This is a genomic window from Pseudomonas sp. CYM-20-01 (assembly GCF_023169845.1).
Taxonomy (GTDB): Bacteria; Pseudomonadota; Gammaproteobacteria; order Pseudomonadales; family Pseudomonadaceae; genus Aquipseudomonas; species Aquipseudomonas azotoformans.
This window is the reverse complement of the sequence record NZ_AP025169.1, coordinates 6,005,534-6,030,120: the sequence shown is the minus strand read 5'-3', so window position 1 is coordinate 6,030,120 and position 24,587 is coordinate 6,005,534. Positions and strand designations below refer to the sequence as shown.

The 24,587-nt window shown below is 57.2% G+C and carries 18 protein-coding genes; 6 read left to right on the top strand and 12 right to left on the bottom strand.

Annotated features, from left to right (window positions below):
- Window positions 1-202 precede the first annotated feature (202 nt).
- From M2497_RS27440 to M2497_RS27430, 3 genes are all read right to left on the bottom strand, one after another.
- Window positions 203-502 carry a chorismate mutase gene (locus M2497_RS27440; protein WP_248484668.1) on the bottom strand — a complete coding sequence of 100 codons (300 nt, stop codon included), beginning with the start codon at window positions 500-502 and terminating at the stop codon, window positions 203-205.
- A 156-nt stretch (window positions 503-658) separates the two neighbouring features.
- Complete coding sequence (locus M2497_RS27435; RefSeq protein ID WP_248484666.1) at window positions 659-2,512, bottom strand: DUF4105 domain-containing protein; 1,854 nt, start codon at window positions 2,510-2,512, stop codon at window positions 659-661.
- Between the two features lie 93 nt (window positions 2,513-2,605).
- A complete protein-coding gene (locus tag M2497_RS27430; protein WP_015885974.1) occupies window positions 2,606-3,094 on the bottom strand; it encodes a DUF3015 domain-containing protein in 489 nt (162 codons plus the stop codon).
- Between the two features lie 267 nt (window positions 3,095-3,361).
- Here M2497_RS27430 and M2497_RS27425 point away from each other — a divergent pair, with 267 nt between their 5' ends.
- A complete protein-coding gene (locus tag M2497_RS27425) occupies window positions 3,362-5,800 on the top strand; it encodes an ATP-binding protein (protein WP_248484664.1) in 2,439 nt (812 codons plus the stop codon).
- Window positions 5,801-6,202: 402 nt separating this feature from the next.
- Window positions 6,203-6,511, top strand: a complete 309-nt coding sequence (locus M2497_RS27420; RefSeq protein WP_058427690.1) for a hypothetical protein — start codon at window positions 6,203-6,205, stop codon at window positions 6,509-6,511.
- Window positions 6,512-6,514: 3 nt separating this feature from the next.
- Here M2497_RS27420 and M2497_RS27415 read toward each other — a convergent pair whose 3' ends face one another.
- A complete protein-coding gene (locus tag M2497_RS27415) occupies window positions 6,515-8,338 on the bottom strand; it encodes a hypothetical protein (RefSeq protein WP_248484656.1) in 1,824 nt (607 codons plus the stop codon).
- A 166-nt stretch (window positions 8,339-8,504) separates the two neighbouring features.
- Here M2497_RS27415 and M2497_RS27410 point away from each other — a divergent pair, with 166 nt between their 5' ends.
- Window positions 8,505-8,993: a TIGR00645 family protein gene (locus M2497_RS27410; protein WP_017253710.1), complete on the top strand. Its 489-nt coding sequence runs from the start codon at window positions 8,505-8,507 to the stop codon at window positions 8,991-8,993.
- Between the two features lie 15 nt (window positions 8,994-9,008).
- Here the strand turns inward: M2497_RS27410 and M2497_RS27405 are convergent, their stop codons facing one another.
- The 4 genes from M2497_RS27405 to M2497_RS27390 all read right to left on the bottom strand — a co-directional run bounded on the left by M2497_RS27405 (window position 9,009) and on the right by M2497_RS27390 (window position 12,772).
- Entirely contained in the window at window positions 9,009-10,442 is a 1,434-nt protein-coding gene (locus tag M2497_RS27405) for a glycosyltransferase family 39 protein (protein WP_248484653.1), read from the bottom strand.
- A gap of 116 nt (window positions 10,443-10,558) precedes the next feature.
- The gene (locus M2497_RS27400) at window positions 10,559-11,584 is read right to left on the bottom strand and encodes a hypothetical protein (RefSeq protein WP_248484651.1); all 1,026 of its coding nucleotides are present in this window, start codon (window positions 11,582-11,584) and stop codon (window positions 10,559-10,561) included.
- 91 nt (window positions 11,585-11,675) lie between these two features.
- On the bottom strand, window positions 11,676-12,083 hold the full coding sequence (locus tag M2497_RS27395) for a hypothetical protein (protein WP_248484649.1): 408 nt from the start codon (window positions 12,081-12,083) through the stop codon (window positions 11,676-11,678).
- On the bottom strand, window positions 12,080-12,772 hold the full coding sequence (locus M2497_RS27390; RefSeq protein WP_248484641.1) for a DUF433 domain-containing protein: 693 nt from the start codon (window positions 12,770-12,772) through the stop codon (window positions 12,080-12,082). Before M2497_RS27390 ends, M2497_RS27395 begins: the two co-directional genes overlap by 4 nt.
- 302 nt (window positions 12,773-13,074) lie before the next feature.
- On the opposite strand from M2497_RS27390, the gene M2497_RS27385 reads away from it, so the two are divergent.
- The 3 genes from M2497_RS27385 to M2497_RS27375 all read left to right on the top strand — a co-directional run bounded on the left by M2497_RS27385 (window position 13,075) and on the right by M2497_RS27375 (window position 17,066).
- A complete protein-coding gene (locus tag M2497_RS27385) occupies window positions 13,075-13,584 on the top strand; it encodes a sigma-70 family RNA polymerase sigma factor (protein ID WP_179040709.1) in 510 nt (169 codons plus the stop codon).
- The gene (locus tag M2497_RS27380) at window positions 13,581-14,549 is read left to right on the top strand and encodes a DUF4880 domain-containing protein (RefSeq protein WP_248484639.1); all 969 of its coding nucleotides are present in this window, start codon (window positions 13,581-13,583) and stop codon (window positions 14,547-14,549) included. Before M2497_RS27385 ends, M2497_RS27380 begins: the two co-directional genes overlap by 4 nt.
- A 108-nt stretch (window positions 14,550-14,657) precedes the next feature.
- Entirely contained in the window at window positions 14,658-17,066 is a 2,409-nt protein-coding gene (locus M2497_RS27375) for a TonB-dependent siderophore receptor (RefSeq protein WP_282579039.1), read from the top strand.
- A 42-nt stretch (window positions 17,067-17,108) separates the two neighbouring features.
- Here the strand turns inward: M2497_RS27375 and M2497_RS27370 are convergent, their stop codons facing one another.
- From M2497_RS27370 to M2497_RS27355, 4 genes are all read right to left on the bottom strand, one after another.
- Window positions 17,109-17,360, bottom strand: coding sequence for a DUF6124 family protein (locus tag M2497_RS27370; protein WP_248484637.1), 252 nt, complete (start codon window positions 17,358-17,360; stop codon window positions 17,109-17,111).
- Between the two features lie 560 nt (window positions 17,361-17,920).
- Window positions 17,921-21,157 (bottom strand): type I restriction endonuclease subunit R, encoded by a 3,237-nt coding sequence (locus M2497_RS27365; RefSeq protein WP_248484635.1) that lies wholly within the window; start codon window positions 21,155-21,157, stop codon window positions 17,921-17,923.
- Window positions 21,154-22,347, bottom strand: coding sequence for a restriction endonuclease subunit S (locus M2497_RS27360; RefSeq protein ID WP_248484633.1), 1,194 nt, complete (start codon window positions 22,345-22,347; stop codon window positions 21,154-21,156). The genes M2497_RS27365 and M2497_RS27360 overlap by 4 nt, the downstream gene beginning before the upstream one ends.
- Complete coding sequence (locus tag M2497_RS27355) at window positions 22,344-24,497, bottom strand: N-6 DNA methylase (RefSeq protein WP_248484631.1); 2,154 nt, start codon at window positions 24,495-24,497, stop codon at window positions 22,344-22,346. The genes M2497_RS27360 and M2497_RS27355 overlap by 4 nt, the downstream gene beginning before the upstream one ends.
- Between the last annotated feature and the right edge of the window lie 90 nt (window positions 24,498-24,587).

The following is a 24,587-nucleotide window of genomic DNA, read 5'->3' as shown; positions in this document are numbered from 1 at the left end:
CTATTCAGATCCGTGTATAGACGTGGTGGCAATTTGACTGCTACCCGAGACTAGACACAAATCCCCATAAAGCGAGGCTTCGTCGGAGCAAGTTTTCGATGACTCAAAAAAGCTAAAAAAACCGCAAGATTTCCTTCTTAGTAATCAGGGGCTTGAGGATGGCTTGTGAGTTTGCTGTGTAGGCGAATAATTTGGGTAATTCTTAGCGAGTTTCCGTGAGCGCAGTATGCTCCGCCAATTCCTGCTGGATAAACGCCGCAATCATCGCGCGATACACCTTCTCGGTGACCTCGGGATTGGCGCCCACGGCCTGGGATATCTCCCGTACCTTGGCGATTACCTGTTCAACCCGTTGTGGTGCCTTGACGCTGTCCGTGTCTTTCTTGAAGCGTGCAGCCTGGGAGACGTAGGCACCACGTTCGGCCAGCAGGGTGACGATCTGCTGGTCGAGGCGGTCGATATGGGTGCGGATTTCTTCGAGGCTGGTGGTGTTAACGGCCATGTTAGTGGGGCTCCTTTTAGTTGGAACTGAATAGACGCTGAGCCAATGTGGGAGGAGGCTTGCCTCCGATGACGGCGTGTCAGTCGATGGATACGTGACTGATGCACTGCTATCGGGGGCAAGCCCCCTCCCACATTCTGGTTCACTGGGCGTGGGTTAGTAGTGGTACCACTTCACTTCAAGCATCACTTCATTCACTGGCGTCGACAGGTGGCTGTACTCGCGTTGGGCGCTCAAACGCAGGCCGAGGTTGCGCGACAATTCCCACTGTTGGTTCAGGCTGATGCTGCGGCGCACTTCGCCATTGGTGAAGAAGTCGCCCTTGGCTTCCAGGCTCAGGTTGCCCAGTGGGTTCTTCCACAGCACGCCGGTGTTGAACCCGGCCGCCGGGGAGATGGCTTCGCTGAAGTCATTGTTGTGCTCCACGCGCACGGTGCCGAGGGCGAAGCCGAGCATGTCGTCGCTCAACTGCCAGGTGCCGCCGGCGCCGCCGTTGACGTGGGCGACCAGGGTTTCGTCGTCGTGTTTGCCGGGCACGCGTTCAAGGCCGCCAGTGACTTGCCAGGACCACGGCTGCAACAGGGCGTTGCGTGGGGTCAGGGAGCGGATGGTGGCCAGGTCCAGTTGCTGCAGTTGCCAGTGGTTGCCTTCGTACTGGCGCAGTTTCATCTGCAGGATTTCGATCTGTGCGCCGAGGGGGAAACCTTCGGCGTTGTCGTTGAGGTCGTGGTAGGCCATGCGCAGGCCGTATTCGCCGAAGGCCTTGTCGCCACGGGTGCCGATGCCGGCTTGCCAGGTGCGCGACTCATGGCCGTTTTCCGGCAGGCCGGGCGGGGTGATCTTGAGGTCGGGCGCCGGGTTCTGGTTGATTGCGCGCAGCAGTTCGAAGCTGCGTTGGGAGCGCGCGGTGTCGCGCTCCAGGCCATTGGCGCGGTAGCGGCCGAGGCGGTAGGCGGCGTCGATGATCAGGGCTTGGCGGTCTTTCGCGATGGCCTTGAACGCAGGCTCCTGCAGCTGCTTCTGGTCATCGCTGACCTTCAACACCCACTGCTGTTCGTCGCTGTCCAGCGGCTTGGCGCGCTCCAACAGCTCGCGTTCGCGGGACGGGCGGTAGTCGATCCTTTCCACCAGGCCCGCATCCTTGACGGCCTTGACCGTGTCGGTCGGGATGGCGGTCAGTGGAAACTGTTCGGTCAGGCGCAGGCCGGGGCGGGCCACTTGCAGCAGTTCGAGCAGGCGATAGGAGCAGTTTTCGTCGAAAAAGAAGTAGTCGAACTGGATCTGCTTGAGCTCCCACACGTGCTCGACCATGCGCTCGGTCTCGACCTGGGTGAGGTTGAGGCGGTATTCCCACAAGTCGCGATTCTCAAGGCTGCGGTATTCGGAGAGTTTTTCCTGGTAAGGCACTAGCGCGAACAGGCCGGGGTAGCCGCCCATCAGGCCTTTCCAGGCGTAAAGAATACTGTTGTCGGAGCCTTCGATATAGGCGCCGAAGTTGATCGCATAGCTGAGCAGGGCGGTGTTGTTGCTTTGCACGTCGGCCTGGTCGATGCGCAGCAGGGTGTGGCCAAACATCGACGACGGGCTGTTGAGGTAGGCCGCCGGGAAGATCATCACTGCGCTGTGCGGGGCGACGTCCTTGAACCATTGCTTGAATTCGGTGCAGTCCACGGCAGGCAGGTCAGTGAGGTGCAACTGATCCTTGAGCCAGCGGGTCCGTGCGGGGTAAACGCATTGGGCGTGCTTTTGACCCAGGCTGGCGGGCGCGTAGAGCGCGTCAACGGTGGCCTTGAGCTCGGCGTCCGGGTGGTGGGCGCCATCGGGTGCGAGGAAGAATTTCTTGTCGCTGACATAGCTGCGCCAGCCACTGATTTTGCCGGCTTCATAATGGCCGAGGGACAGCCAGAACGGATCGTTGGCCAATTGCTGCAAACGTTGATCATCAAGATGCGGGGCCGCATACAGCGGGGCGCAGGCAAAGAGTGCCATCCAGGCAAAGCGTTTGAGCATAGGGGCAACTTAAGTCGGAAATAAGAGAGACCCAAAGGGGAGGCGGGCCCAAAAATAAAACCCGCGCCTTAAGCAGGCGCGGGCTGCACGAGCTTAAGCCTGGGTAGCGTATTTCGCCAGACGGGCATCGCTTTTCAGTACAGCAATGGTGTTGTTGTGCACGTCGTCAGCGGTCACGTCAGCCTTGCTGAAGATCTGCTGGAAGTGCTCGTGGGTCACGGCCGCGAAGTGCTCGCGATCTTCCGGCGCCACGCCCAGTACCACGGCGTAGGTGGTCAGTGCTTCGCCATTACCCTTGGCCATGTCTTCGGACAGCTCGTTCATCATGCCATTCATGGCAATCCACGATTTGCCGCCGTAAGTCAGGGCGCTGTTGGTGCTGCAACCGTTGGTGCCCGAGGTCATGCCGAAAGTGGCGTTACCCGAAGTACCGTTGGTGGTGGAAGCCAGGAAGTGAGCCGGAGTGCCGCGCTGGCCTTCGAACAACATGTTGCCCCAACCGCAGTTCGGGCCACCTGGTGCTTCTGCCATTGCATTGAGGGAGACGACGGTGAAGAGAGTACCGAGAAGGATCCGTTTCATAGCTTTGTTCTCTTTGTGTGCAAACCAATGGACAAGGGTTCAGGCGCGTCGCAGCGCCCTAGGGGCCAGTTATTAGTCCAACCCGCGCAGTTTGGAGTTTAGGCACGTTCCAAGGGTTCCGTGCATTTTTCTAAAACATTCGATGATGACGCGATATTTTTGCAGGACGCGTCCCGTGTCTATGCTTTCCCACAGGCGCGCCTTGCCAGAGCGCGTAACCGGGAGCCAGAATGCCGTCATCTGCCCCGCCTGATGTAAGGAAGCCCGATGCCTGATCCTGTTGCTGCCAGCTTGCGTCTAGCGCCCGAAGCGCTGACTCGCCCCTTCTCCGCTGAACAGTTCAGCTTCTCGACCACCAATGATTTGGAGCCCTTTCGCGGTGTGCTTGGCCAGGAACGTGCGGTTGAAGCGTTGCAGTTTGGTGTGGCCATGCCACGCCCCGGTTACAATGTGTTTGTCATGGGCGAGCCGGGCACCGGCCGCTTTTCGTTCGTCAAACGCTACCTGAAGGCCGAAGGCAAACGCCTGCAGACCCCGGCTGATTGGGTCTACGTGAATAATTTTGATGAGCCTCGCGAACCCCGCGCCCTGGAATTGCCCGGCGGCGCAGCGGCGGCGTTCATCAACGACATCAACGGTTTGATCGACAACCTCGCAGCCACCTTCCCGGCGGCCTTCGAACACCCGACGTATCAACAGCGCAAGAGCGCCATCGACCGCGCCTTCAACCAGCGCTACGACAAGGCCCTGGACGTGATCGAACGCCTGGCCCTGGAAAAGGATGTGGCGCTGTACCGCGACAGCTCCAACATTGCCTTCACGCCGATGCTCGACGGCAAGGCGTTGGACGAAGCTGAGTTCTCGCAGCTGCCGGAAGCCGACCGCGAGCGGTTCCACACGGATATTTCCGAGCTGGAAGAGCGCCTCAACGAAGAACTGGCGAGCCTGCCACAGTGGAAGCGTGAGTCGAACAACCAACTGCGCCAGTTCAACGAAGAAACCATCACCCTGGCCTTGCAGCCTTTGCTTGCACCGTTGTCGGAAAAGTACGCGGAAAACGCAGGCGTATGCGGTTACCTGCAAGCCATGCAGGTGTACTTGCTCAAGACCGTGGTCGAGCAACTGGTGGACGACGCCAAAACCGACGCCCAGGCGCGCAAGCTGCTCGAAGAGCAGTACTGCCCAAGCCTGGTGGTCGGCCATCCGGTCAACGGCGGCGCACCGGTGGTGTTTGAGCCGCACCCGACCTACGACAACCTGTTCGGCCGCATCGAATACAGCACCGACCAGGGCGCGCTCTACACCACCTATCGCCAGCTGCGCCCCGGCGCGTTGCACCGTGCCAACGGCGGTTTCCTGATTCTTGAAGCCGAAAAAATGCTCAGCGAGCCGTTCGTGTGGGACGCTCTCAAGCGCTCCCTGCAATCGCGCAAGTTGAAGATGGAATCGCCGCTGGGCGAGCTGGGCCGCCTGGCCACCGTGACGCTCAACCCGCAGATGATCCCGTTGCAGGTCAAGGTGATCATCATCGGTTCGCGCCAGTTGTACTACGCGTTGCAGGATGCCGATCCGGACTTTCAGGAGATGTTCCGCGTACTGGTGGACTTCGACGAAGACATCCCGATGGTCGACGAAAGCCTGGAGCAGTTCGCCCAATTGCTGAAAACTCGCACGTCGGAAGAAGGCATGGCGCCGCTGACTTCGGACGCGGTGGCGCGGTTGGCGACTTACAGCGCACGGTTGGCGGAACACCAGGGGCGCTTGTCGGCGCGCATCGGGGATTTGTTCCAGCTGGTCAGCGAGGCAGACTTCATTCGCCACCTGGCTGGCGACGAAATGACCGATGCCGGGCATATCGAACGCGCACTCAAGGCCAAGGCCACGCGTACCGGGCGGGTGTCGGCGCGGATTCTCGACGACATGCTCGCCGGGGTGATCCTGATCGACACCGCCGGTGCGGCGGTGGGCAAGTGCAACGGGCTGACGGTGCTGGAAGTCGGTGACTCGGCCTTTGGCGTGCCGGCGCGGATTTCCGCCACGGTGTACCCGGGCGGCAGCGGTATTGTCGACATCGAGCGTGAGGTCAACCTCGGCCAGCCGATCCACTCCAAGGGTGTGATGATCCTCACCGGTTACCTGGGCAGTCGTTATGCCCAGGAATTCCCGTTGGCGATCTCGGCGAGTATCGCGCTGGAGCAGTCCTACGGTTATGTGGACGGCGACAGCGCCTCCCTTGGCGAGGCGTGCACCTTGATCTCGGCCTTGTCGAAAACCCCGCTCAAGCAATGCTTCGCCATCACCGGCTCCATCAACCAGTTTGGTGAAGTGCAGGCGGTGGGTGGGGTCAACGAGAAGATCGAAGGCTTCTTCCGCCTGTGCGAAGCGCGCGGTTTGACTGGTGAACAGGGTGCGATCATTCCCCAGGCCAACGTCGCCACGTTGATGCTCGATGAGAAGGTGCTGCAGGCCGTGCGTGCCGGGCAGTTCCATATCTATGCCGTGCGCCAGGCGGACGAGGCGTTGAGCCTGTTGGTGGGCGAGCCTGCCGGTGAGCCGGATGCCGAAGGGCAGTTCCCGGAGGGCACGGTGAATGCGCGTGTGGTAGAGCGGTTGCGCGCGATTGCCGAGATGATCAGCGAGGATGACCTGAAGGAGGCGGAAAAGGAGTTGGCGCAGGAGGCGTTGGCGCAAGCCAAGCCCACCTGACGGCGTAGTGGCTTATTGGGCTGGGCGGGCTCCTGTGGTGAGCGGGCTTGTTGTGGTGAGCGGGCTTGCCCCGCGTTGGGCTGCGAAGCGGCCCCAAAACCAGACAACTGAGTTCTGTCTGGAAGAACGCGGCGACTGGATTAGGGCGGCTGCGCCACCCAACGCGGGGCAAGCCCGCTCACCACAGGAGCCCGCTCGCCACAACAAGCCCCTCACCACATGACCAGTAAAACCGTCATGAATTTGGCGCGACTGTAGGGCCAACGCCCGTTGGTCCCTACAACCTTGGTTTGTCGTGGTTTTCTTCTATTCTGTGCTCAAGGGATATCCACAGGAGTCGCGGGATAGAAACAGCCTCGCCCCAGGCGCAGGTTGAACACCGATCTACCGAGGGTCGCCGCCATGCCGCGCAACCTTTGCCTTACCCGCCAGTGCTTTGGCCTGGTCACCCGTATCGAATGTTCCATTCGCCCTCTTGCGGGGGATAACGGGATGTGGACCTTGTTGTTTGCCGCCGGAATGACCGGTGAACAGCCTTCCACTATCAAGTCCCAAGGCCCGTTCCCCGGGCCCTTCGTCGCGGAAAACATGCTGGAGTCCATCGTGGACAGCCTGACCCAGCACGGTTACGAGAAAGCGGGTGACCCGCAGATCTGGTGCCTGCACATGCAGGCCCATCTGCGACAGCTCAATGGTGACACCCAGCACTGATCGCTATTTGCCCTCGGGCTTGTCCAGCTTGACCTCGAAACCGTATTGCACGGTGCTCAGGTCGGTGCGCTGGTAGCTTTCCAGGGCGGTCGGCTGGCCGTAGAAGTAATGCACGTCAAACAGCGCCGTGCCGTACTCCTCGGCACGGTGGCTGACGCCGAGGATTTCCTTGAGGTAGTTGCCGCTGGCGTCCTTGGCGTAGAAGCGCCAGCTGTCGGCGGGGAACTCCTTCTGGTCGACGATCAGCGCGTTGTCCTTGAGCGACAGCCCCTTGGGCAGCTTGGCCACGTCGATCTCGGCTTTGTCGATGGTCGCCAGGAACAGCGGGATCGAGCCCACCACATACGCCGGGTTTTCCGGGAACAGGTTCAGGTCGTAGGTCAGGGTGCCGCGTGCCGGGTTCAATTCAAACGCCTCGGCCGGCAGTTCGATCGGCTCACCGCGCTCGCCTTTTTCGTCGGCAGTGAAGAAGGTCACTGGCGACTCGCTGCTGTTGCGCTCGCTGCCCACCAGGTCGTCATTGAAGGTGAACGGGTGGTCGAACACGATGTGCGCGGCGCTGGCGTCTTCAACCGACTGGCTGATGGTGACGCTGTTTTTCAGTTGGTCCTCGGTCATGCCCGCGTCTTTGAGCCAGCTGGCCGCGCCGTCGTCATACACGGTGACCGGCATCGGCAGGGCCTGGACGCTGTTCTGCAGGCTGTTCTTGTCGAAGCGCATCACCGGCAGGTCGAGGTCTTTGCGCGTGCGCGTGGCGGTGGAAAAATCCAGTACGTTGACCTGCAGGTTGTCGATCACGCCATTGAAATACACCTTGGCGTAATGGCTGTTTTGTTTGTGTTCGAAAGCTTTTTGCTCATCGGTGAGCTGTTTCTCGAACGCCTCCGACCAGGCCTTCTGCTTTTGCATCTCGGCCAGTTGTTTCTCATAGAACGCCACTTGGGCGCTGCTTTCGTTGATCGAGCCGGAGCGGGTAAGGAATTGCCCGGTACTGTCGCGTGCCTGTACCAGTAGTGGGTTGGGCGATTCATCGCCGACTTCAGGCGCCAGCGGTTGGCTGTTGGTCAGCTCGATCTCGGCGTAGTTCTTTTCCAGGAGCAGCAGGTTGAGGGTGATGTTGCCCTCGGTGCGCTTGTGGCCCACGTCTTTTTTCGACAGATCAAAGGTCAACACCTTGCCCGGCGCGACCACTTCCACCGTGCCCTTGAGGCTGACGGGCTGTGGCTGGCTCTTGTTTTCCGTCTCGATGCCGTCGATGAACGGGTAGGTCACCGTCAGGTCGTCGGGGTTGGTCAGGTTGGAGCTGCTGGGGCTCAGTTGGATGCCCGGATCGGTTTCCGACCATTCCGGCTGGAAGGGGATGACCTTGTTGTTGCTCAAGGTCACCGACTGCCACTCCAGGCCATGGGGGAAGGGGAACTGGTCAGGCATGTTGAAGCTGAACGGGAACACCGGCTGCAAGTCGGTCAGGTAGTCGGAGTGGGAGGTCTTGCGCAGCACGAACAGGCCATTGATATAGGTGTCCACCAGCGCCTGGGGCGTGGGGTAGTGCTTGAGCAGGGCCAGGGTGTCTTCGCCGTACTCGGCTTCGATGGGTTTGCTGGCGAGCTTGACCCGCGCCCGCTCCAGCAGCAGCAGCGAACCGCCCAGGTCGGCGACGGCGTCACGCAGCTTGGGGTCCTGGATGCTGTCCAGGGAGTGTTCGAACTTTGCGGTTTTCTCTTCGAGGGTGGTCTGCTTCTGCTCGTCGCTGGGGGAGCAGCCGCCAGCCAGCAGCAATGCCGCGCACAGGCCGATACTGGCCAAAGGGGATCGCACATCCATCATCTGAGTTTTTCCTGTCCGACGTCATTGAGCCGAGTTGTTATTGGGCTCGACACTAGCAGAAAAATTCTCTTACAGATGCCGCACAGGTCAGTTTTCTCGTGGTGACAGGTGTCTTATAGCGGCTGGTATACTCGCCGCCATTTCTAGCCAAGCTGTGTGAGATTCAATGGAACGCTTTATCGAAAATGCTATGTACGCCTCGCGCTGGCTGCTGGCGCCGATCTATTTCGGCTTGTCCCTGGGGCTGCTGGCGCTGGCGCTGAAATTCTTCCAGGAAGTGATTCACCTGCTGCCGAGCGTGTTCTCGATGGCCGAGTCGGAGCTGATCCTGGTGCTGCTGTCGTTGATCGACATGGCCCTGGTTGGCGGCTTGCTGGTGATGGTGATGATTTCCGGCTACGAGAACTTCGTCTCGCAGCTGGATATCGATGAAAACAAAGAGAAGCTCAACTGGCTGGGCACCATGGATTCTTCATCGCTGAAGATGAAAGTGGCGGCCTCCATCGTGGCGATCTCGTCCATCCACTTGCTGCGCATCTTCATGGACGCCAAGAACGTCGATCCGCAGCATCTGATGTGGTACGTGATCATCCACATGACCTTCGTGATCTCGGCGTTTGCCATGGGTTACCTGGACAAGGTCACCAAGCACTGATGCCCCGCGCCGGCCTTACTGCTCCACGAAGTAGTAAGGCTGGCGATTGATCGACATTTGCTTGATCACCTTCACCGGGGTCGCCAGGTCATCGGTGTGGTCCAGCAGCGCAACGTTGCCGGGCTTGGCGCCGAGGTAGCTGTGCAGCTCGGCCTCGGTCTTCAGGATCGGCAAGTAGGCCTGCAGATAGAACACGCTGGCCCCGGCGATGCGCTCGTTGGGCTGGAACAGCACCACTTCCTTGCCTTCATCCTTGAACGCCTGAACCTGGCTGATCACCGGGACGAACGACTGGCGCACGTCCGCTTTGGGCGCAAACCAGAACGCGGCGATCAGGTAGCAGCCTATGGCCAGGGTGAAAACGCCACCCACGATGGTTTTGTGATGTGTGTAGAGCGCAGGTTTATGGGCTTTCAGCCAATCCAGCAGCACTCGTGCATACTCCGCGGCCAGGACGGCGGCGGCTGGCGCGAGTGCCATCAGGTACACCGTGCGTTTGCTCGAGGCCAGGGTCAGCAGGGTGAACTGCGCCACCAGCCAGACGCTGAAGAACAGGTGGTAGCGGTTGCGCACCAGGGTTTTACGGAAGTGCCACAGGCCCAGGTACACCAGGATGTTCCAGGGCAGGAATGCCTCCGGCAGCTTGACGATGTAGTAGTAGAACGGCTCGTAATGCCCGGCCTCGACAAACGAACCGCTGAACCGGCCGACGCTGTTGGTCAGCAACACTTCGGCCACCGCTTGCATGCCGCCACGCTGGAACAGGAAGCCCAGCCAGATCACCAGTGGCACCAGCGCCACCAAGGTGAACAGCGCGGGCTTGAGCCAGTCGCCAAGGCGCAGGCGCTTGTCCATGACGCTGGTACTGGCCAGGTACACAAAAATCACAATGCCCGGCATCGCCAGGCCCAGTACGCCTTTGCTGAGGGTGGCGATCACCATCCCTGCGGTAAACAGTGCCCAGGCGCCTGTGCTTGAACCTTGGCGATCGTGTCGCACGGCCTGGTAGAACGCCAGCAGCGCGGTGGTTACGCCGAGGGTGAGCAGCGAATCTTCACCCACACCGCGCGCATTGCTCCAATAACTGGCCATGGTCGCCAGCATCAAGGCCGCGCTGAACGCCAGCGTCTGCGGCCGACCGAACTTGCGCAGCATTGTGTAAAGCAGCATCACGCTGAACAACCCGGCAAATGCCGAAGCCAGGCGCACCGCCCAGGTGGTGCCGCCAAACAGGCGAATCGCCCCGGCATCGATCCACAGGCTCAGGGGTGGTTTTTCCAGGAAAGGTTCACGGAACAACTGGGGCACCACCCAGTTATTGTCCAGGTGCATGGCCATGGCGATCCCGGCCACGCGGGCTTCGGTGGAGCCTTGCAGCTCGTGGTTACCCAGGGCAAAGAAGAACAACAGACCAGCAAGCAGGAACAGCAGGGGAGCGGGACGCGTCATGGAGTGTGGCTACCAGGGCAGGAGGACCGTCCGGGGGAACGGTCATTGCAATGGGCTAGTATCCGTCGGCGTTTCTGAATATTTCGTGAACGAATGTGGGTTTTTTGTAAGGTAGGTCACGGCGCCATCAAGCTGGGCAGTGCGGCTTTACCTTCCGGGGTCAGCACAGGCTCCAATTGCTCCCAGGTAAAGCTCAGTTCGTTATCGCAGCCATCGCCTTGGGCGGGCGTCGACAGTTGCAGGCCCTGGGTGTTGAAGCTCAAGTCGAACGAGGAATAACTGGTCACGGCCGGGCACCCTTCGTCCGTGGTGGTCTGCTTGGTCAGCCAGGTGCTGAAAGCGGCCGGCAGTTTGACCTGACCCGAGTAGGGCGTGTCCCATTGCTCATGGCCGCCCAACCACGTCCAGGGGTCGACCTTTTCACCGGTTTGCAGGTTCCAACTGTGCAGGCCCCAACTGATGCCCCCGCGCCCGTAGCCCGCCGACCAGCGATAGAACCGCACGGTGATCCAGTGCGATGACCAGTAGAACGGTTCCACCGCGATCTCGCTGGTGGTGGTGCCGCCGCTCTGGTCCAGTGAGTTGCGCCGCTCCCTGTAGAAATCGGCCTGGCCGTCCGGGTTGATGGCCATGCGCGCGAGCTCGCGGTTGATCTTGTCGATGGCCGCACCGTCGCCTTCGAGTTTCAGGATGACCTGGCCCCCTTGGGTCTTCACTTGATAGGCGTGTTCGGCGAAGGTTTTTCGCTCGACCGTTACCGCGGGTGGCACGGCTTCAAGCGCATTGTTATAGGCATCGCTGGCACAACCGTCGGTGTCCGCGCGTTTGAGCATCAGCGCCAGGCTTTTACCGCCGAGGGTTTTGCTCCAGGTGCCGGTCAGCGTGTCGCCCTGCGGCTCATCCAACTGCCAGAAGCCGGTTTGCCCTTCCTCGGCCCACGGCTCACTGGCGTTGGCTTGAGTGAGCTGAATGGGCGTCAGGATGCGTTGGTAGTAGTAGCTGCCATTGGCGCCGTGGGCACCGTTGAAACAGGCGGTGATCGCGGACTTGCCCAAGGTGCCGGTCCAGACACCGGCCAGGTCGGCGGCGTTTGCAAGCAGAGGGGAGCAGGCAAGGGTGAGGATGGCGAGTGGCTTGAACACGGGTATCGGACTTCCGGGTGTCTGATAGAGGGGAGCAGGGTAATCGTAAGTGGGGGGGGATTCCAGATAGGGACTGTTTTGCGTTGCAGGCTTACATTTTTATCTGATCAAATTTCCCGGGCGCAGAAAAACGCCATGGCACGCTGAATGCGGCTGCTCCTCTTATCAACGCTGATTGATTCATGATGGCCGGCCACCATCGCACGAGATTGTGCGCCTTGTTCCAATAGGTCTCGTTATTCCAGTGTTTCGCCAGACAGAAAATGGGGAGCCCGCAGTCTCGAAATGCCTGTTTTTCTGCATGCCCTTTGGTAAAGCGGTCTTGAGAGATAACCACCCAATCACCTTCATCGCGAAGCACTGATATCCAGGAAACATCACTTGCGTTCTGGGGGAATTTATCCCTGAGCGGAACTACGCCATGCTCATGGACTTTTGAAAGTTCATTCAATGCTCGCGCCAGTGCAGGTGGCAGGTTGTGGTCCAGAAGGAAATTCAAGCCGCGCGCCTTTGCTCGAACTCGATAGCGGCTCTTACAGCGGAGGGTGGGATCTCGTATAGCAGGGCAATACGTTTTGTGTCGTTTCCTTCCGCCTCATAGGCGTTAAACAGCGTTGCGGTGTCGATACCCGCTCCAGTCAGTACCGGCTTTCCAAAATTCCTGGCGGGGTCCAGTACGACGATCTTGCTGCGTTTGACTGGGTACCAGCGTTGGGCCGAGCCTTTGCCGGTGTAGTCGATCCCCTCGTACAACGATGGGCTGATGACGTGCTTGAACGCGTATTGTTTTTTAATCAGGTCCAGCAGTGTCTCGTCGCCTGTCTCATCCAGAACAGTCGCAAAGATGCTGCGACCATCTGTTTGGAAGCGCTTGCAGGTGAACGGGTAGGCTTGACCGAACAGCTCTGAGGCTTGTCGGGAGGCGTTGCGAATGGCTTGCAGGCTCACGCCGTGTTGACGAAAGGCGTGCACGAAGCGAATTTCAAGCAGGTCATGGAAGCTCAATATGTATTCGTTCACATCCATCAGTTCTGATTGCCAAAGGCCGGGATGATGAATGCCGTTGGAACTGTAACCGAATAGCCATCTACGAATATCTGCGGCGGGGATACCGGTGTAAAGGGAGGCTTCACTGGGGGTATAGAGGCCGACGCCCACAAGGGGGCTGGGCGAGACAGTGCTTTGCATGAAGGGCCTCCTTATTCGTGAATGGGCGTGCTGGAGTCTGGGGGCTTGAGTGATTGCGTTCAATCTTCGGCAGACGAGCAGTCCTCTGAAGACTATTCGAGCAACCGAGTTCGCGCCAGTTCATCCACGGCGCGCCAACATGCAGGACTTTTCTGGCTGCTTGAGTAAGCGGGTGTAGTCCATATCGGTGACTTCCAACAGCTCGCAGCATTCTTCAGGTAAGACAGAAACTCCTAACCTGTCTCTAATGAGAAGTATTATCATGTGTGACTTTCCTTAGCCGTCCCCTGGATATCGCACCGATGGCCTCATCTTCTTCTGCCCATCAGGTTGTGGGCGAACTCTACGCCCAGCACCACAGCTGGGTGGTGCAGTTGTTGCGGCGCAAGCTGGGTGGGCAAGAGCAGGCCCTGGACTTGGCGCAGGATACCTTCGTGCGGATCCTGAGCAGCGGCAGCGTGCCGGTTTTTCGTGAGCCGCGAGCCTACCTTACGACTGTCGCCAGCCGTTTATGCGGGCAGTACTTCCGTCGCCAGGCGTTGGAGCGAGCGTATGAACAGTCGCTGATGATCCTGGAGCCCGAACACATGCCGTCGCCGGAAACCCGTTTGCTGGTGCTTGAAGCGTTGGACGCCGTCGGCCAGGTGCTGGACGGGTTGGGCAGCAAGGTGCGCGAGATCTTCCTGCTGTCCCAGTTGGATGGCCTGACTTATCCACAGATCGCGGAGCACATGGACCTCAGCGTGAATGTGGTGCAAAAAGCCATGCTTAAAGCCTATCGCCATTGCTACCTGGCGGTTTACGCGGCATGAACCGTTTCAAGCCCGCCAATAATCAGCCCCTGGACGAGCACGTGTTGGACCAGGCGCTGAACTGGATGGTCGCGCTGCAATCGGGCACCTGCGGCGCCGCCGAGCAGCAGGCTTGCCAGCAGTGGCGCAACGATAACCCGCAACATGAGTTGGCCTGGCAGCGCTTGGCTGGGCTCAGCCGCGACATGCGCCTCCACACGCACACATTGCCCGCGCCCAGCGCCCGCCAATTGTTGCGCGCACGCAGTGGTCCATCGCGGCGCACCGTGCTCAAGGGCCTCGCCGGCCTGAGCGTGGCCACCGCCGTTGGCCTGAGTGTGCGCGAGCGGGCGCTGTTGCCGGAGCTGTTCAGCGATTACCACACCGCTACCGGGGAGAGACGGCACCTGCGCCTGGCCAATGCCGGGGAATTGCAGTTGGATACGCGCACCGCTGTGGATATCCGTGGCGCCCACTTGGCGCTGAACCTCGGTCGGCTGCTGTTGACCACAGGCCCGCGCGCCGACATTGCGGTCCAGACTGCCAATGGCTGGGTACGGCCTGCGGCATTCTCACAGATCATCATCAGCCATGACCTGCTTCGCCAGCAGGGTACGCGGGTGCAGATGCTCTCGGGCAGCGCCTCTGTCGAGCCGTTGCACGGTGTCGGCACGCAACTCGGTATCGGCCAGCAATTGATCTTCAATCGTCTTCAGAGCAGTCAGCCAGCAGCCGTGCCATCCACCGCCGACGCCTGGACCCAAGGCCTGTTGATCGCCGAGCGCATGCCGCTCGGCGCAGTACTCGAAGAACTCGACCGCTACCGGCGTGGCGTGCTGCGCTGCGACCCTGCGGTGGCGAGTTTGCAGGTGTCAGGTTCGTTCTCGCTGGACCAGCCCGAAGCCAGCCTCGACCTGCTGGCCAAGGTGTTGCCCGTGCGCGTGCAGCGGGTGTTCGGCTACCTGGCGACCGTCGGGCCCGCCTGACCGAAAAATAGTGTTCACCGCGTGGCAGGTTTTCCCATCTCGAGCATCAAGACAGGTAAGACGCAGAAAAAAGCGTCCACCCAACCCTTTCACGACAGGACAGTCTTTATGCTCAGCCGCGTCAGCGCTTTGCGCACCGTTATCCTCGGTTTATCGGTGGCAACCGCAAGCCACAGCATCATGGCCGCCACTGCGGCGCCTACCCAGCAACAATCCCAACCTCGTGCGTATGACATTTCGCCCGGTAGCCTGGACCGTGTGTTGGGGGCCTTTGGGCAGCAAGCGGGCGTGATGATCGGCATTGATTCGGCGCTGGCAGCCGGCATTCAGAGCAAAGGGCTCAAAGGTAATTTCTCGGTGGACGAAGGCCTGGAGCACCTGTTGAGCCCGGCGGGCTTGCAGGCGGAGCACGAGCAGGGTGGCTATCGCGTGGTCGCCAAGCCGTTGTCCCAGGACGGCAAGGTAGAGTTGCAGACCACCCAAGTCAGCGCCAACCAACTCGGCACGGTCACCGAAGGCACGGGCTCGTATACCCCGGGCACCATCGCCACGGCCACGCGCCTGGTACTGACACCACGGGAAACACCACAATCGATCTCGGTGGTCACCCGCCAGGTCATGGATGACTTCGGCCTCAACTCCATCGATGACGTAATGCGCCACACGCCAGGCATCACCGTGTCGACCTATGACACCGAGCGCACCAACTATTACTCGCGTGGTTTCTCCATCGAGAACTTCCAGTACGACGGCATTCCGACCCTGCGCGACGCCCAATACTCGGCAGGCCAGACCATGACTGACATGGCGATCTACGACCGCGTCGAAGTGCTCAAGGGCGCCACCGGCCTGCTCACCGGTGCCGGTGGCCCGGGCGGCACCATCAACCTGATCCGCAAGAAACCGACCTCCGAGTTCAAAAGCAGCATCGAACTGGGCGCGGGCTCCTGGGATAACTACCGTTCCCAGGTCGACGTCAGCGGCCCCCTGACCGACACCGGCAACGTGCGTGGCCGTGCGGTGGCGGCGTATCAGGACAAAAAGTCGTTCCTCGATCACTACTCGCGCAAGACCAGCGTGCTCTACGGCATCCTCGAAGTCGACCTGACCCCGGACACCCTGCTGACCCTGGGCGCCGACTACCAGGACAGCGACCCCAAAGGTTCCAGCTGGACCGGCACCCGCACCATCTTCGACGCCACCGGCAACAAACTCGACCTGCCGCGCTCGTTCAACAACGGGCCCAAGTGGGGTTCATGGCAACAATACAGCCACACCGTGTTCGCCACCCTGGAACACAATTTCGACAACGGCTGGGTCACCAAAGGCCAGTACAACCATCAGGTCAATGGCTATGACGCGCCGCTGGGCTACATCTCCCAGGACTCCGCCACCGCCAGTTCGATCTATGCGGCCAAGTACACCGGTGACACCACCAGCGACAGCCTGGATGTGTACGCGTCGGGCCCCTTTGACCTGTTTGGCCGTGAACACGAATTGGTGATCGGGCAGTCCGTGTCGAGCTCTCGCTGGAAGGGCAAGGACTACCGTAACCCTGTCTACTTCAACAACGCCTATGACTTTTACAACTGGCACGGTGAAGCCATTGAACCGGCGTGGGGCAAGGCTTCCCGGTTCAGCGATGAAATCACGCGTCAGACCGGCACCTACATCACCGGGCGCTTCAGCCTGACCGACGCGATGCACCTGTTGCTGGGCACGCGGGTGGCCAACTATCAAGTCACTGGCACCAGCGACACCGAAGAAAGCGGCAAGGTCGTGCCGTACGCCGGCCTGACGTACGACCTCAACGAAAACCTCACCGCCTACGCCAGCTACACCGAAATCTTCAAGCCGCAAACCCAGTACCGCGACCGCACCAACACCATGCTTGAACCGGACGAAGGCAAAAACTACGAGATCGGCCTCAAGGGCGAATTCTTCGACGGTCGCCTGAACGCCAGCCTCGCCTACTTCGAGGTGCACGAGACCAATCGCCCGATCGCCGATACCGCCTGGAACTCCCAGCCGGCCGTTGATTACGCGTACATGGGCACCGAGAGCAAAACCAAAGGCTACGAAGCCGAAATCTCCGGCGAACTCGCCCCCGGCTGGCAGTTGCAAGCCGGCTACACCCACAAGATCGCCCGTGATGCTGATGGTAAGAAAGTGGCGACCTGGGAGCCCGAGGATCAGGTCACCCTATACACCAGCTACAAACTCCAAGGCAGCCTGGACAAACTCACCCTAGGTGGTGGCACGCGCTGGCAGAGCGCGGGCTGGCAAACCGTGCGCAACTGGGGCTATCCGGGCGGCGGTCGTTCGGAAAAATTCACCCAGGACCCGTACTGGCTGGTGGACGTGATGGCGCGCTATCAACTGACGAAAAACCTGTCGGCCACGCTTAACGTCAACAACTTGTTCGACAAGAAATACTTCACCAATATCGGGTTCTATGACTCGGCGTACTACGGTGACCCGCGCAATGTGATGGTGACGACGCGCTGGGATTTCTGAAGCGCATGACAGTAAAAGGCCGAGTTTCCTCGGCCTTTTTTATTATTGGAATGCTTGTGTGTCTTGGGTGAGGACCAGTACTCGCTCTACCAACAGTTCGCTCAGCACGATCAATTGCTGGGTGGCTAGCAGCTTGTGACGGCTGGCACCTTCGAGTTCGAAGGCCAGGTCGGTGGTCATGGCGTTGAGTGAGGCGAGGGTTTCGCTGGCTTGGATTAGTAGGGTTTCGGGGGAGATGTCTGGGGCGAGGGTGAAGAGGGTTGTTGGGGGTGGATTGGGGGTGATCTTTTTCATGGCTGAAACTCCTTGATTGATGGAGTCGCCAGACATCGCTGCTAAACGAAAAGGGTGGCGACTGTACGCGGGTTAGCAGACCAGGAATCAAGGAACCCGGCGCACCCGAAAGTGCCCCACGCACAGCCGCCATAATACGCACCAGCGGATGCTGACAGCATCGCTGGAACGGATGGTGGCTTTGCAGGCCTTGATAGTAAACGAGCTGCTAAACCCGGTCGCTGATTTTGCAGCGACTGGGGGAGGCTATCTGTGTGGTGGGCGTTGCACCAGTTCATCAATGGCGCGATAGCTTGACGGAAAATTCTGAAGGGCCGTCCTGTGGGCTTTCTAAACTCCAGAAACCACAAAACCCGCACTAGGCGGGTTCTGTCGATGCTTCGAATTGGTGGGCCGGGGGGATTTGAGCCCGTAAAGCAAACTATTAATTTATCGAATTAATATCGATTTTTATCTTTGACTGGAATACCAGTTGGAATAATGCAGCCTACTCCCACGACCTGTTTACATTTGATCTTGCCAGGATGCTTCATGACCACTGCTATGGCCCTCTGAAAATGTCAGTACCCATATATCGGCGACGGCACGGTCGGGTAAGCCCTGTAGACGTGCCGGAAAACATTCTCAGCCAGGATTTTGATCTCACTCTCACTGTAGTCTTTATCCGGAAGCCCGGTGCTGTCGTCCCAGAGGAAGTCATAGATTTTCTGCTTCACAGCGTCGCGCGTGCTTTCCTTCTCGCGCCAGTTCTCGACCCTAAGCCGCTCGGCTTTCAGGGTTTCCAGCAGCTCGGCAGAGACCTTCTTGATCTTTGCTGTATCGCCCTTGGAGAGCTGTGGCTTTGAGAGGAGGTCGAACAAGGCGAGAGTTTCTTCATCAAGCCCCTCCTCCATGGCGCGTCGTTCTTCTGCACTCAGATCATCGACAAGCTTCAGAAGCGCCTCGAAGGTCTTTTGGATAGTGAGCCGGTTTTTCTCAAGATTGTATTCATCGACAAGTTTGTCGTAGTGAGCCTGGAAGTCAGTACGCAGGGGGTTCTTCATCAGAAGGATGTTCAGACGTTTTTCGATGACATCCTTCAATCCCTGCACGGCGGTGTGCTTGGCCGGAGATTTTGCAAACTCCAAACGCAGCCGTTCGAAGTCGATCTTGCTAATGTCATAGACCCCAGCTCCCTCACCTGTAGCGGTACGGGTGTGGATCGCTTCATCAACGATCCCGTGAAGCTGACGGATGATGTCGCTGATGTCAGCGGCTTCCTGGTCGGCCTGCAAACTTTTGTAGATGATATTGATCGCATCCCTGGTATCGCGCTGCCCATTCACGCCGGGCACATTGATACAGGCTTTGAACTTCTTGAAGACCTCGCGAGCCATAATCTCAAAGCGCTTGCGAGTCTGATCGTTCTCGTTGACTACCTCTTTGGCCTCGATGATGGCAGCGTTTCGCGCAAAGCCTGTCTTCTCGTTGATGTCTTCAAGGCGAAAGCCCTGGACTTGAAGGAAGTCGCGTACAAAGCCGATGGCTTCGATGAGCTCTGCGAGAAGGTCTTCCTTAGGCAAGGTAGGGTCGAGTTCGCTCTCATCATCCCCATGCCCCTCATCTCCGCGACCGGCAAAGGTAGACAGGGCCTCGCGCAGGTTTTTGAGGATGCCGCAGTAATCGACGATCAGACCGTTATTTTTGCCTTCTGCAACACGGTTCGCGCGGGCAATAGCCTGCATAAGCGTGTGAGCCTGCAAAGGCTTGTCGAGATAAAGTGTGGACAGGGTTGGTACGTCAAAACCGGTCAGCCACATGGCGCAGACGATAGCCACGCGAAACGGGTGTTCAGGCTTTTTGAATGCACTCTCAAGGTCGATACGCTTTCCATCGCCAAGCAGAAAACCCTCTTTCATCAGGCGACGATGCGGGGTGATGTCCAGGTCCCATTTACGGAACTTGTCCACTTCGCCTTGTTCTTCGCTCACCACAACGGCGATCTGCGTTTCCCGCATCCAGTCGATCTGACGGCGACGCCAGATATCATCTTGCTCATCCAGAGCGCTCGGCAGGTCTTTTTCCAGTAGTGCGATGTGATCTTGCCAGTAGGCATCGATCAGCTTGTGCATGCGCACGCAGGTTATTTTGTCGATACAAACGAGCATGGCCTTGCCTGTTTCCCAGCCATTGGCGTAATGCTGGACAAAATCCTGTGCAACCTGTTCGAGGCGGCTGGTGCTGGTGATGATGTGGTAGTCACGTTTCAGCGCGCGCTCCAGGCGTTGCTGAATATCGATATCCTCAATCTCTAACTCTTCAAGTTTTGCCGCAATTTTCTCATTTAGGCCCTTCGGATCGGCAACACTATGTTCGTCGCCATCCTCATCTACAAAGCGTAGCTGTTCGCCGCGCGCGTCGTAATAGAGCGGTACGGTGGCGTTGTCTTCTACGGCGCGTTGGAAGTCGTAGGTGGAGACGTATTCACCGAAGACCTTTTTGGTGATTTCATCATCCTTGAACAGTGGCGTACCGGTGAAGCCGATGAAGCTGGCACCGGGCATGGCGTTGCGCATGTTTAGTGAGAGCGTGCCGTACTGGGTACGGTGCGCTTCGTCAGTAATGACGATGATGTCATCCCGTTCCGAGTAAGGTTTCTCGGGATCGACCTTTTTGTTGAATTTCTGAATTAACGAGAATACGAAAGCTTTGTGCTGCCCCAGCAACTCTTGCAAATGCTCGCCGCTGGTGGCACGGCACGGATCACGGTCGTTATCCACAACCCCGCACCCGCCGAAGGTTTTGTAGATCTGAGTATCTAGATCCTCGCGGTCGGTCAGGACGACAAAGGTGTAGTTGCCGCCGAGCTTTCGGTGGACCTTACGGGCAAAGAACACAATTGAATAGGACTTGCCGGAGCCTTGGGTGTGCCAGAAAACCCCGAGTTTGCCGGCACGGGCTTTACGATCCTTCACGGCATCAATGGCGCGATTAACACCTAGGAACTGGTGATTCCGGGCGACGATTTTCACGAGTTTTCCAGTGCTCTCATCGAAGAGAATGTAGTTCTCGAAGATGTCCATCAAGTTCGCTTTGGAGCACGTGCCTTTCAGCAGCGTCTCCATGTCCACAACGCCGGGACTGTCCTCATGCAAGCGCTTCCAGTCGTTGAAATGCGTAAATTTGCTAGAGACCGAGCCGATCTTGGCGTCCACGCCATTGCCCAAGACGATGAACGCGTTGTGGTGGAAGAGATGCGGGATGGTGTCCTTGTAATCAGCAAAGTTTTTCTCGTAAGCCGACTTGATGTCCTTATGGACATTCTTGAGCTCCATGAACACGAGCGGGATGCCGTTCACGAAGCACACTATATCGGCGCGTCGGCGATACAGTTCACCTTTGACCCACAGTTCTCGCACGACGAGGAAGTGGTTTTTTTCAAGATTATCGAAGTCGAAAAGGCGAAGGCGCTTTTTGACGCGCTCACCTTTCTCGTTGCGGAAGCTGACCTCAACGCCATTTTTATGAAGATTGTCCTTCTCGCGATTGGTCGCCAGCAGCACAGAACTGCTGCTGTACTCATTCACAATACGCAAAGCGTCTTCATAGGCCTCCGTCGGGAGACCGGGATTGAGGTCGATTAGCTTCTGGCCAAGGTAGCGGTTCAGCACTACTTCAGTTTCACTGGTGCGACCGAGGGTGCCTTCCTTGCCTAAAACCTCCTGCATGGCGTAGATCGACTCATCCCACTGCAAGTCATGCAATAGGTAGTTAGTAGTCGTTTCCTGCGCTAGGTGATCCTCGGTCATCGCATTCATACGGTGATGTCTCCATTCATCAGTCGAGGCAATAGTAAGTCACGGGCTCTGATCAAAGTCTTGTTTTGAATCGAGAGAGTTTTGAGTGTTTCAATAGCATCAGAAACTTGCTCATTAAAAGCATCCAGCAGAGGCTCTGGCGGGACATTTAACTTTGATGTTTTCAGGTAGCTCCAGTCTGCCCGGGGCATCTTAGATCCTTCTTTTACAGTCTTCGAGGCAAGAGCAACAAAAAAATCACTGGATAAATATAGCAGGCAGTAGTAGTAAAGTAACCCGCTTGCAGGCCTTATAACAATAGCATCGGAAGAGGTAATGCCTTCGCAGAGGGTAAAGCCCACCTTGTGGAAGTACGGTCTGATTTTTCCGAACAGAATATCCCCTAGCGAAAACCTTAGCTTTGTGCTTGTTACCCTCTCTGCTGAATCCCACTGACTCAGAGTAATTGAGCGGCGCGGCATGTGCTCCAATCCGATGTAAGGCGTATCCGGATCAAGCTTATCCGGAGAGACGCTATTTTTGATCTCAGTGCAAATTTCATTGAGTGGGACATTTCCCCATCCGTCTGGCACACAATTCGTAACTCTAATATGCTCGTGCCCTGGAAAGCGTAGCTGGGTGAACCACTCGTTGAATAATTGTCGGCAATAATCTTCAATAAGCTGAATACGCCGATTGTTATTCCTTACTAAATCGTCATAGGTGGATATGTAGTTCGCAATTTTTATTTGCTCACTAAGCTCTTGAGGGACTCGAAACTTTATTGAAAGAAGCTTCTCTTGGCTAAGGTTGTCTTGCGCCGCCCCCTGAGTGAATTGCTTGTATTCAAGCTTTAATTTTGCATCAAACAGGTATTTTACGTATCGAGCATCCGCCTTTTCACTATCGGGAATAAACCCAATGATGCTATCAGGAAAGCATGCGTCAATTCCCAGTATAGAGGTTTCAGCAATATTGGCAGCGATTGTTATACATAGCGTGCCAGCAGGCCATAGCTTGCTCTGAGCCAACCCTGCTTCGCTATAAGTTTGGCTAAAATCGTTAAGATATAGCCCCGCGTGCTTTACGTCGCCGGTTTGTATAAAAGGATATTGACCACCGTAAAGATGTTCGGCATCTCTTGGCCTATGGCGGGACCTTCCCCGAGAGACATATCCAAGCTCATTTAGTGAGCGCTCAACCCAAGTCATACCCCAAGCCCTTCAAAATTCTGCGAAATTTTTTCCGCTAAGAATACGGCTTCTTCGTTTAGCCCCTTGAGCTCAATATGGATATCTTTCATTACCTCGTCAAAATCAAAATCCTCATCAATTTCCTCAGGTGCTACTTCAACGTATCGCCCTGGAGTTAGGCTCCAATCAGCCTCCTCAATATCTTCTATTGATACAAGTTTGACGAGGCCTTTCACATTTGCTAGTTTCCCTTCGGGAAAGCGGTGTAGCAGCCAATGCGCTTGTTTATAAAAATATCGAACTTGTTTGAGCTGCTCTATCGCTACTCGCCTCGCGGCATCTGCTGTTTTTTTCAGACTTACACGACGAGTTCCATGGATGCTTGCGTAATCCCAGTGTTCACTTTCTCTCGCAGTATGCTCGCCTTCGCAAAGCTCAATAAGCCGTGTGCTGAGTTTGTAAGAGTGGTCAATCAGCTTAATCAAATCACGGCTATTCACAGCAAGTTCTTTGAGGCAAACATCTTTCTCTGTAAAGTCGTACAGCTCTTTTGCTGTCTCTTTTGTGCTGCCGCCCCACCATTTGTGTAGGTCGTTTTTCAAAACTTTTAAGCTAGCCCAGTCAGAATCAATTTGCTCAACAGCTGTGAGTAGTTCACCGTGCAGAGTAACATGCAAATGTTCAGCACTAGCTCCACTTTCCAATTGCTTAAGGAATGGCTCCATTGCTGCATAGAGCGCCTTAAACGCTGCAATAAAATCTGGAACCGGCTCTGCAAGTAATTTATCTGACTTTTCGCAAGCGTGGGCTTCGAGCAGTGCTCTATCTATATAGCTTTGCACAAGCTCAATAAAACGATCCGCCTCTCCTCGATATAGCCATAAAATTGAGGTTAAATTATTAAGTTGCTCAGGGCTAAAGTCGTAGATTTTTCGTGTGACTTTACGGTAAACATTCCTTGCGTCAAGCATCAGGACTTTGTTCTGGTGCTCCTTGGGTTTATCTTTGTTAAGAAACCAAAGCTGACAGGGGACTGTACGTGTGTAGAAAAAGTTGCTGCGGATGTCGATCATGGCGTCGACATGGCCTGATTTCACAAGCTGTTCGCGCACCTTGACATCTTCACGGCCCGCACTTGATGCTTGCGAGGACATGACAAAACCTGCCCGCCCTTTGTCATTTAGGTAACTATAGAAATATTGAATCCAGAGATAGTTTGCATTTGGGACTTTCTTGGTTTTGTTGATGCCGGGGATGCCAAATGGCAGGCGCGGATCATTCTTGATTTTCTCAGCATCCACCTCGTCTACGTTAAACGGAGGATTCGCCATGACGAAATCGACATTGCCCCAAAGGTTTTCATGGGGATCGTTGTAATATGTGATGGCCTGTTCGCCGCCGACAACGTTACCTTCAAGACCATGAACAGCAAGGTTCATTTTGCAGAGGCGAGTCGTTACACGGTTCTTCTCATGGCCAAAGAAGGTGAGTTTGTTCGGATCTTCTTTATGGACTTCTAGGAAATGAGCGCTTTGCACGAACATGCCGCCAGAGCCGCACGCCGGGTCAAATACGATACCGTGATCGGGCTCCAGCACGTTGGTGATGAGCTGCACCAAAGATACAGGCGTGAAGAACTCTCCACCGTCATGCGCCCCTTGGTCGGCAAACTCGGTCAGGAAGTACTCGTAGATGCGACCGAAAATATCCCCGGTAGCCTTCTTCAACTCGTCCGGGTTCAAGGTCCGCAAGAGCTGTCCGAGGACATCGTTCGGGATACTGCGATACTCGTTCTTAGGCAACTGGCTCGCTAGGTTGGCATAATCCTTCTCAATGGACTCCATCGCCTTGATGATGGCTTCGGCACGATCATCGGCGTCGGTCAGCGCTACAAGGGCGTCAAATTCAGCCTTAGGATTGAGGAAAATTGCCCCTTTCTGCGAAAAATCTTCCTTCGTGAGCTCACGGGGCTTGCCGCCCCGGCTCGGCAAACTCGCAACGATTTGTCCCTTTACGGCGAGGAAGCGGCTATAGGCGTGACGCAGAAAAATCAAGCCCATCACGGGCAGGAAATATTCGTTGCTGGCTAGTTCAGAGTTGCTACGAAGGGTGTCTGCCGCCTTCCAAAGCCGTCTTTCAATTGCCTCGATGTTTTCTAACTGAGCCAAAACAGCATCCTTTTAATAACACGGGTATGAGGACAGCTCACAGCGCTCCCGGCCTTCGAAGCCGCTTGGAGCGCCAATCCTCAAGAAAGC

Coding starts and splice junctions, on each gene's coding strand:
- M2497_RS27365 (WP_248484635.1), bottom strand. CDS start 21,157: ATGAATGCGATGACCGAGGATCACCTAGCGCAGGAAACGACTACTAAC.
- M2497_RS27380 (WP_248484639.1), top strand. CDS start 13,581: ATGAACCGTTTCAAGCCCGCCAATAATCAGCCCCTGGACGAGCACGTG.
- M2497_RS27375 (WP_282579039.1), top strand. CDS start 14,658: ATGCTCAGCCGCGTCAGCGCTTTGCGCACCGTTATCCTCGGTTTATCG.
- M2497_RS27420 (WP_058427690.1), top strand. CDS start 6,203: ATGCCGCGCAACCTTTGCCTTACCCGCCAGTGCTTTGGCCTGGTCACC.
- M2497_RS27410 (WP_017253710.1), top strand. CDS start 8,505: ATGGAACGCTTTATCGAAAATGCTATGTACGCCTCGCGCTGGCTGCTG.
- M2497_RS27390 (WP_248484641.1), bottom strand. CDS start 12,772: ATGCAAAGCACTGTCTCGCCCAGCCCCCTTGTGGGCGTCGGCCTCTAT.
- M2497_RS27405 (WP_248484653.1), bottom strand. CDS start 10,442: ATGACGCGTCCCGCTCCCCTGCTGTTCCTGCTTGCTGGTCTGTTGTTC.
- M2497_RS27440 (WP_248484668.1), bottom strand. CDS start 502: ATGGCCGTTAACACCACCAGCCTCGAAGAAATCCGCACCCATATCGAC.
- M2497_RS27360 (WP_248484633.1), bottom strand. CDS start 22,347: ATGACTTGGGTTGAGCGCTCACTAAATGAGCTTGGATATGTCTCTCGG.
- M2497_RS27435 (WP_248484666.1), bottom strand. CDS start 2,512: ATGCTCAAACGCTTTGCCTGGATGGCACTCTTTGCCTGCGCCCCGCTG.
- M2497_RS27415 (WP_248484656.1), bottom strand. CDS start 8,338: ATGATGGATGTGCGATCCCCTTTGGCCAGTATCGGCCTGTGCGCGGCA.
- M2497_RS27425 (WP_248484664.1), top strand. CDS start 3,362: ATGCCTGATCCTGTTGCTGCCAGCTTGCGTCTAGCGCCCGAAGCGCTG.
- M2497_RS27430 (WP_015885974.1), bottom strand. CDS start 3,094: ATGAAACGGATCCTTCTCGGTACTCTCTTCACCGTCGTCTCCCTCAAT.
- M2497_RS27370 (WP_248484637.1), bottom strand. CDS start 17,360: ATGAAAAAGATCACCCCCAATCCACCCCCAACAACCCTCTTCACCCTC.
- M2497_RS27385 (WP_179040709.1), top strand. CDS start 13,075: ATGGCCTCATCTTCTTCTGCCCATCAGGTTGTGGGCGAACTCTACGCC.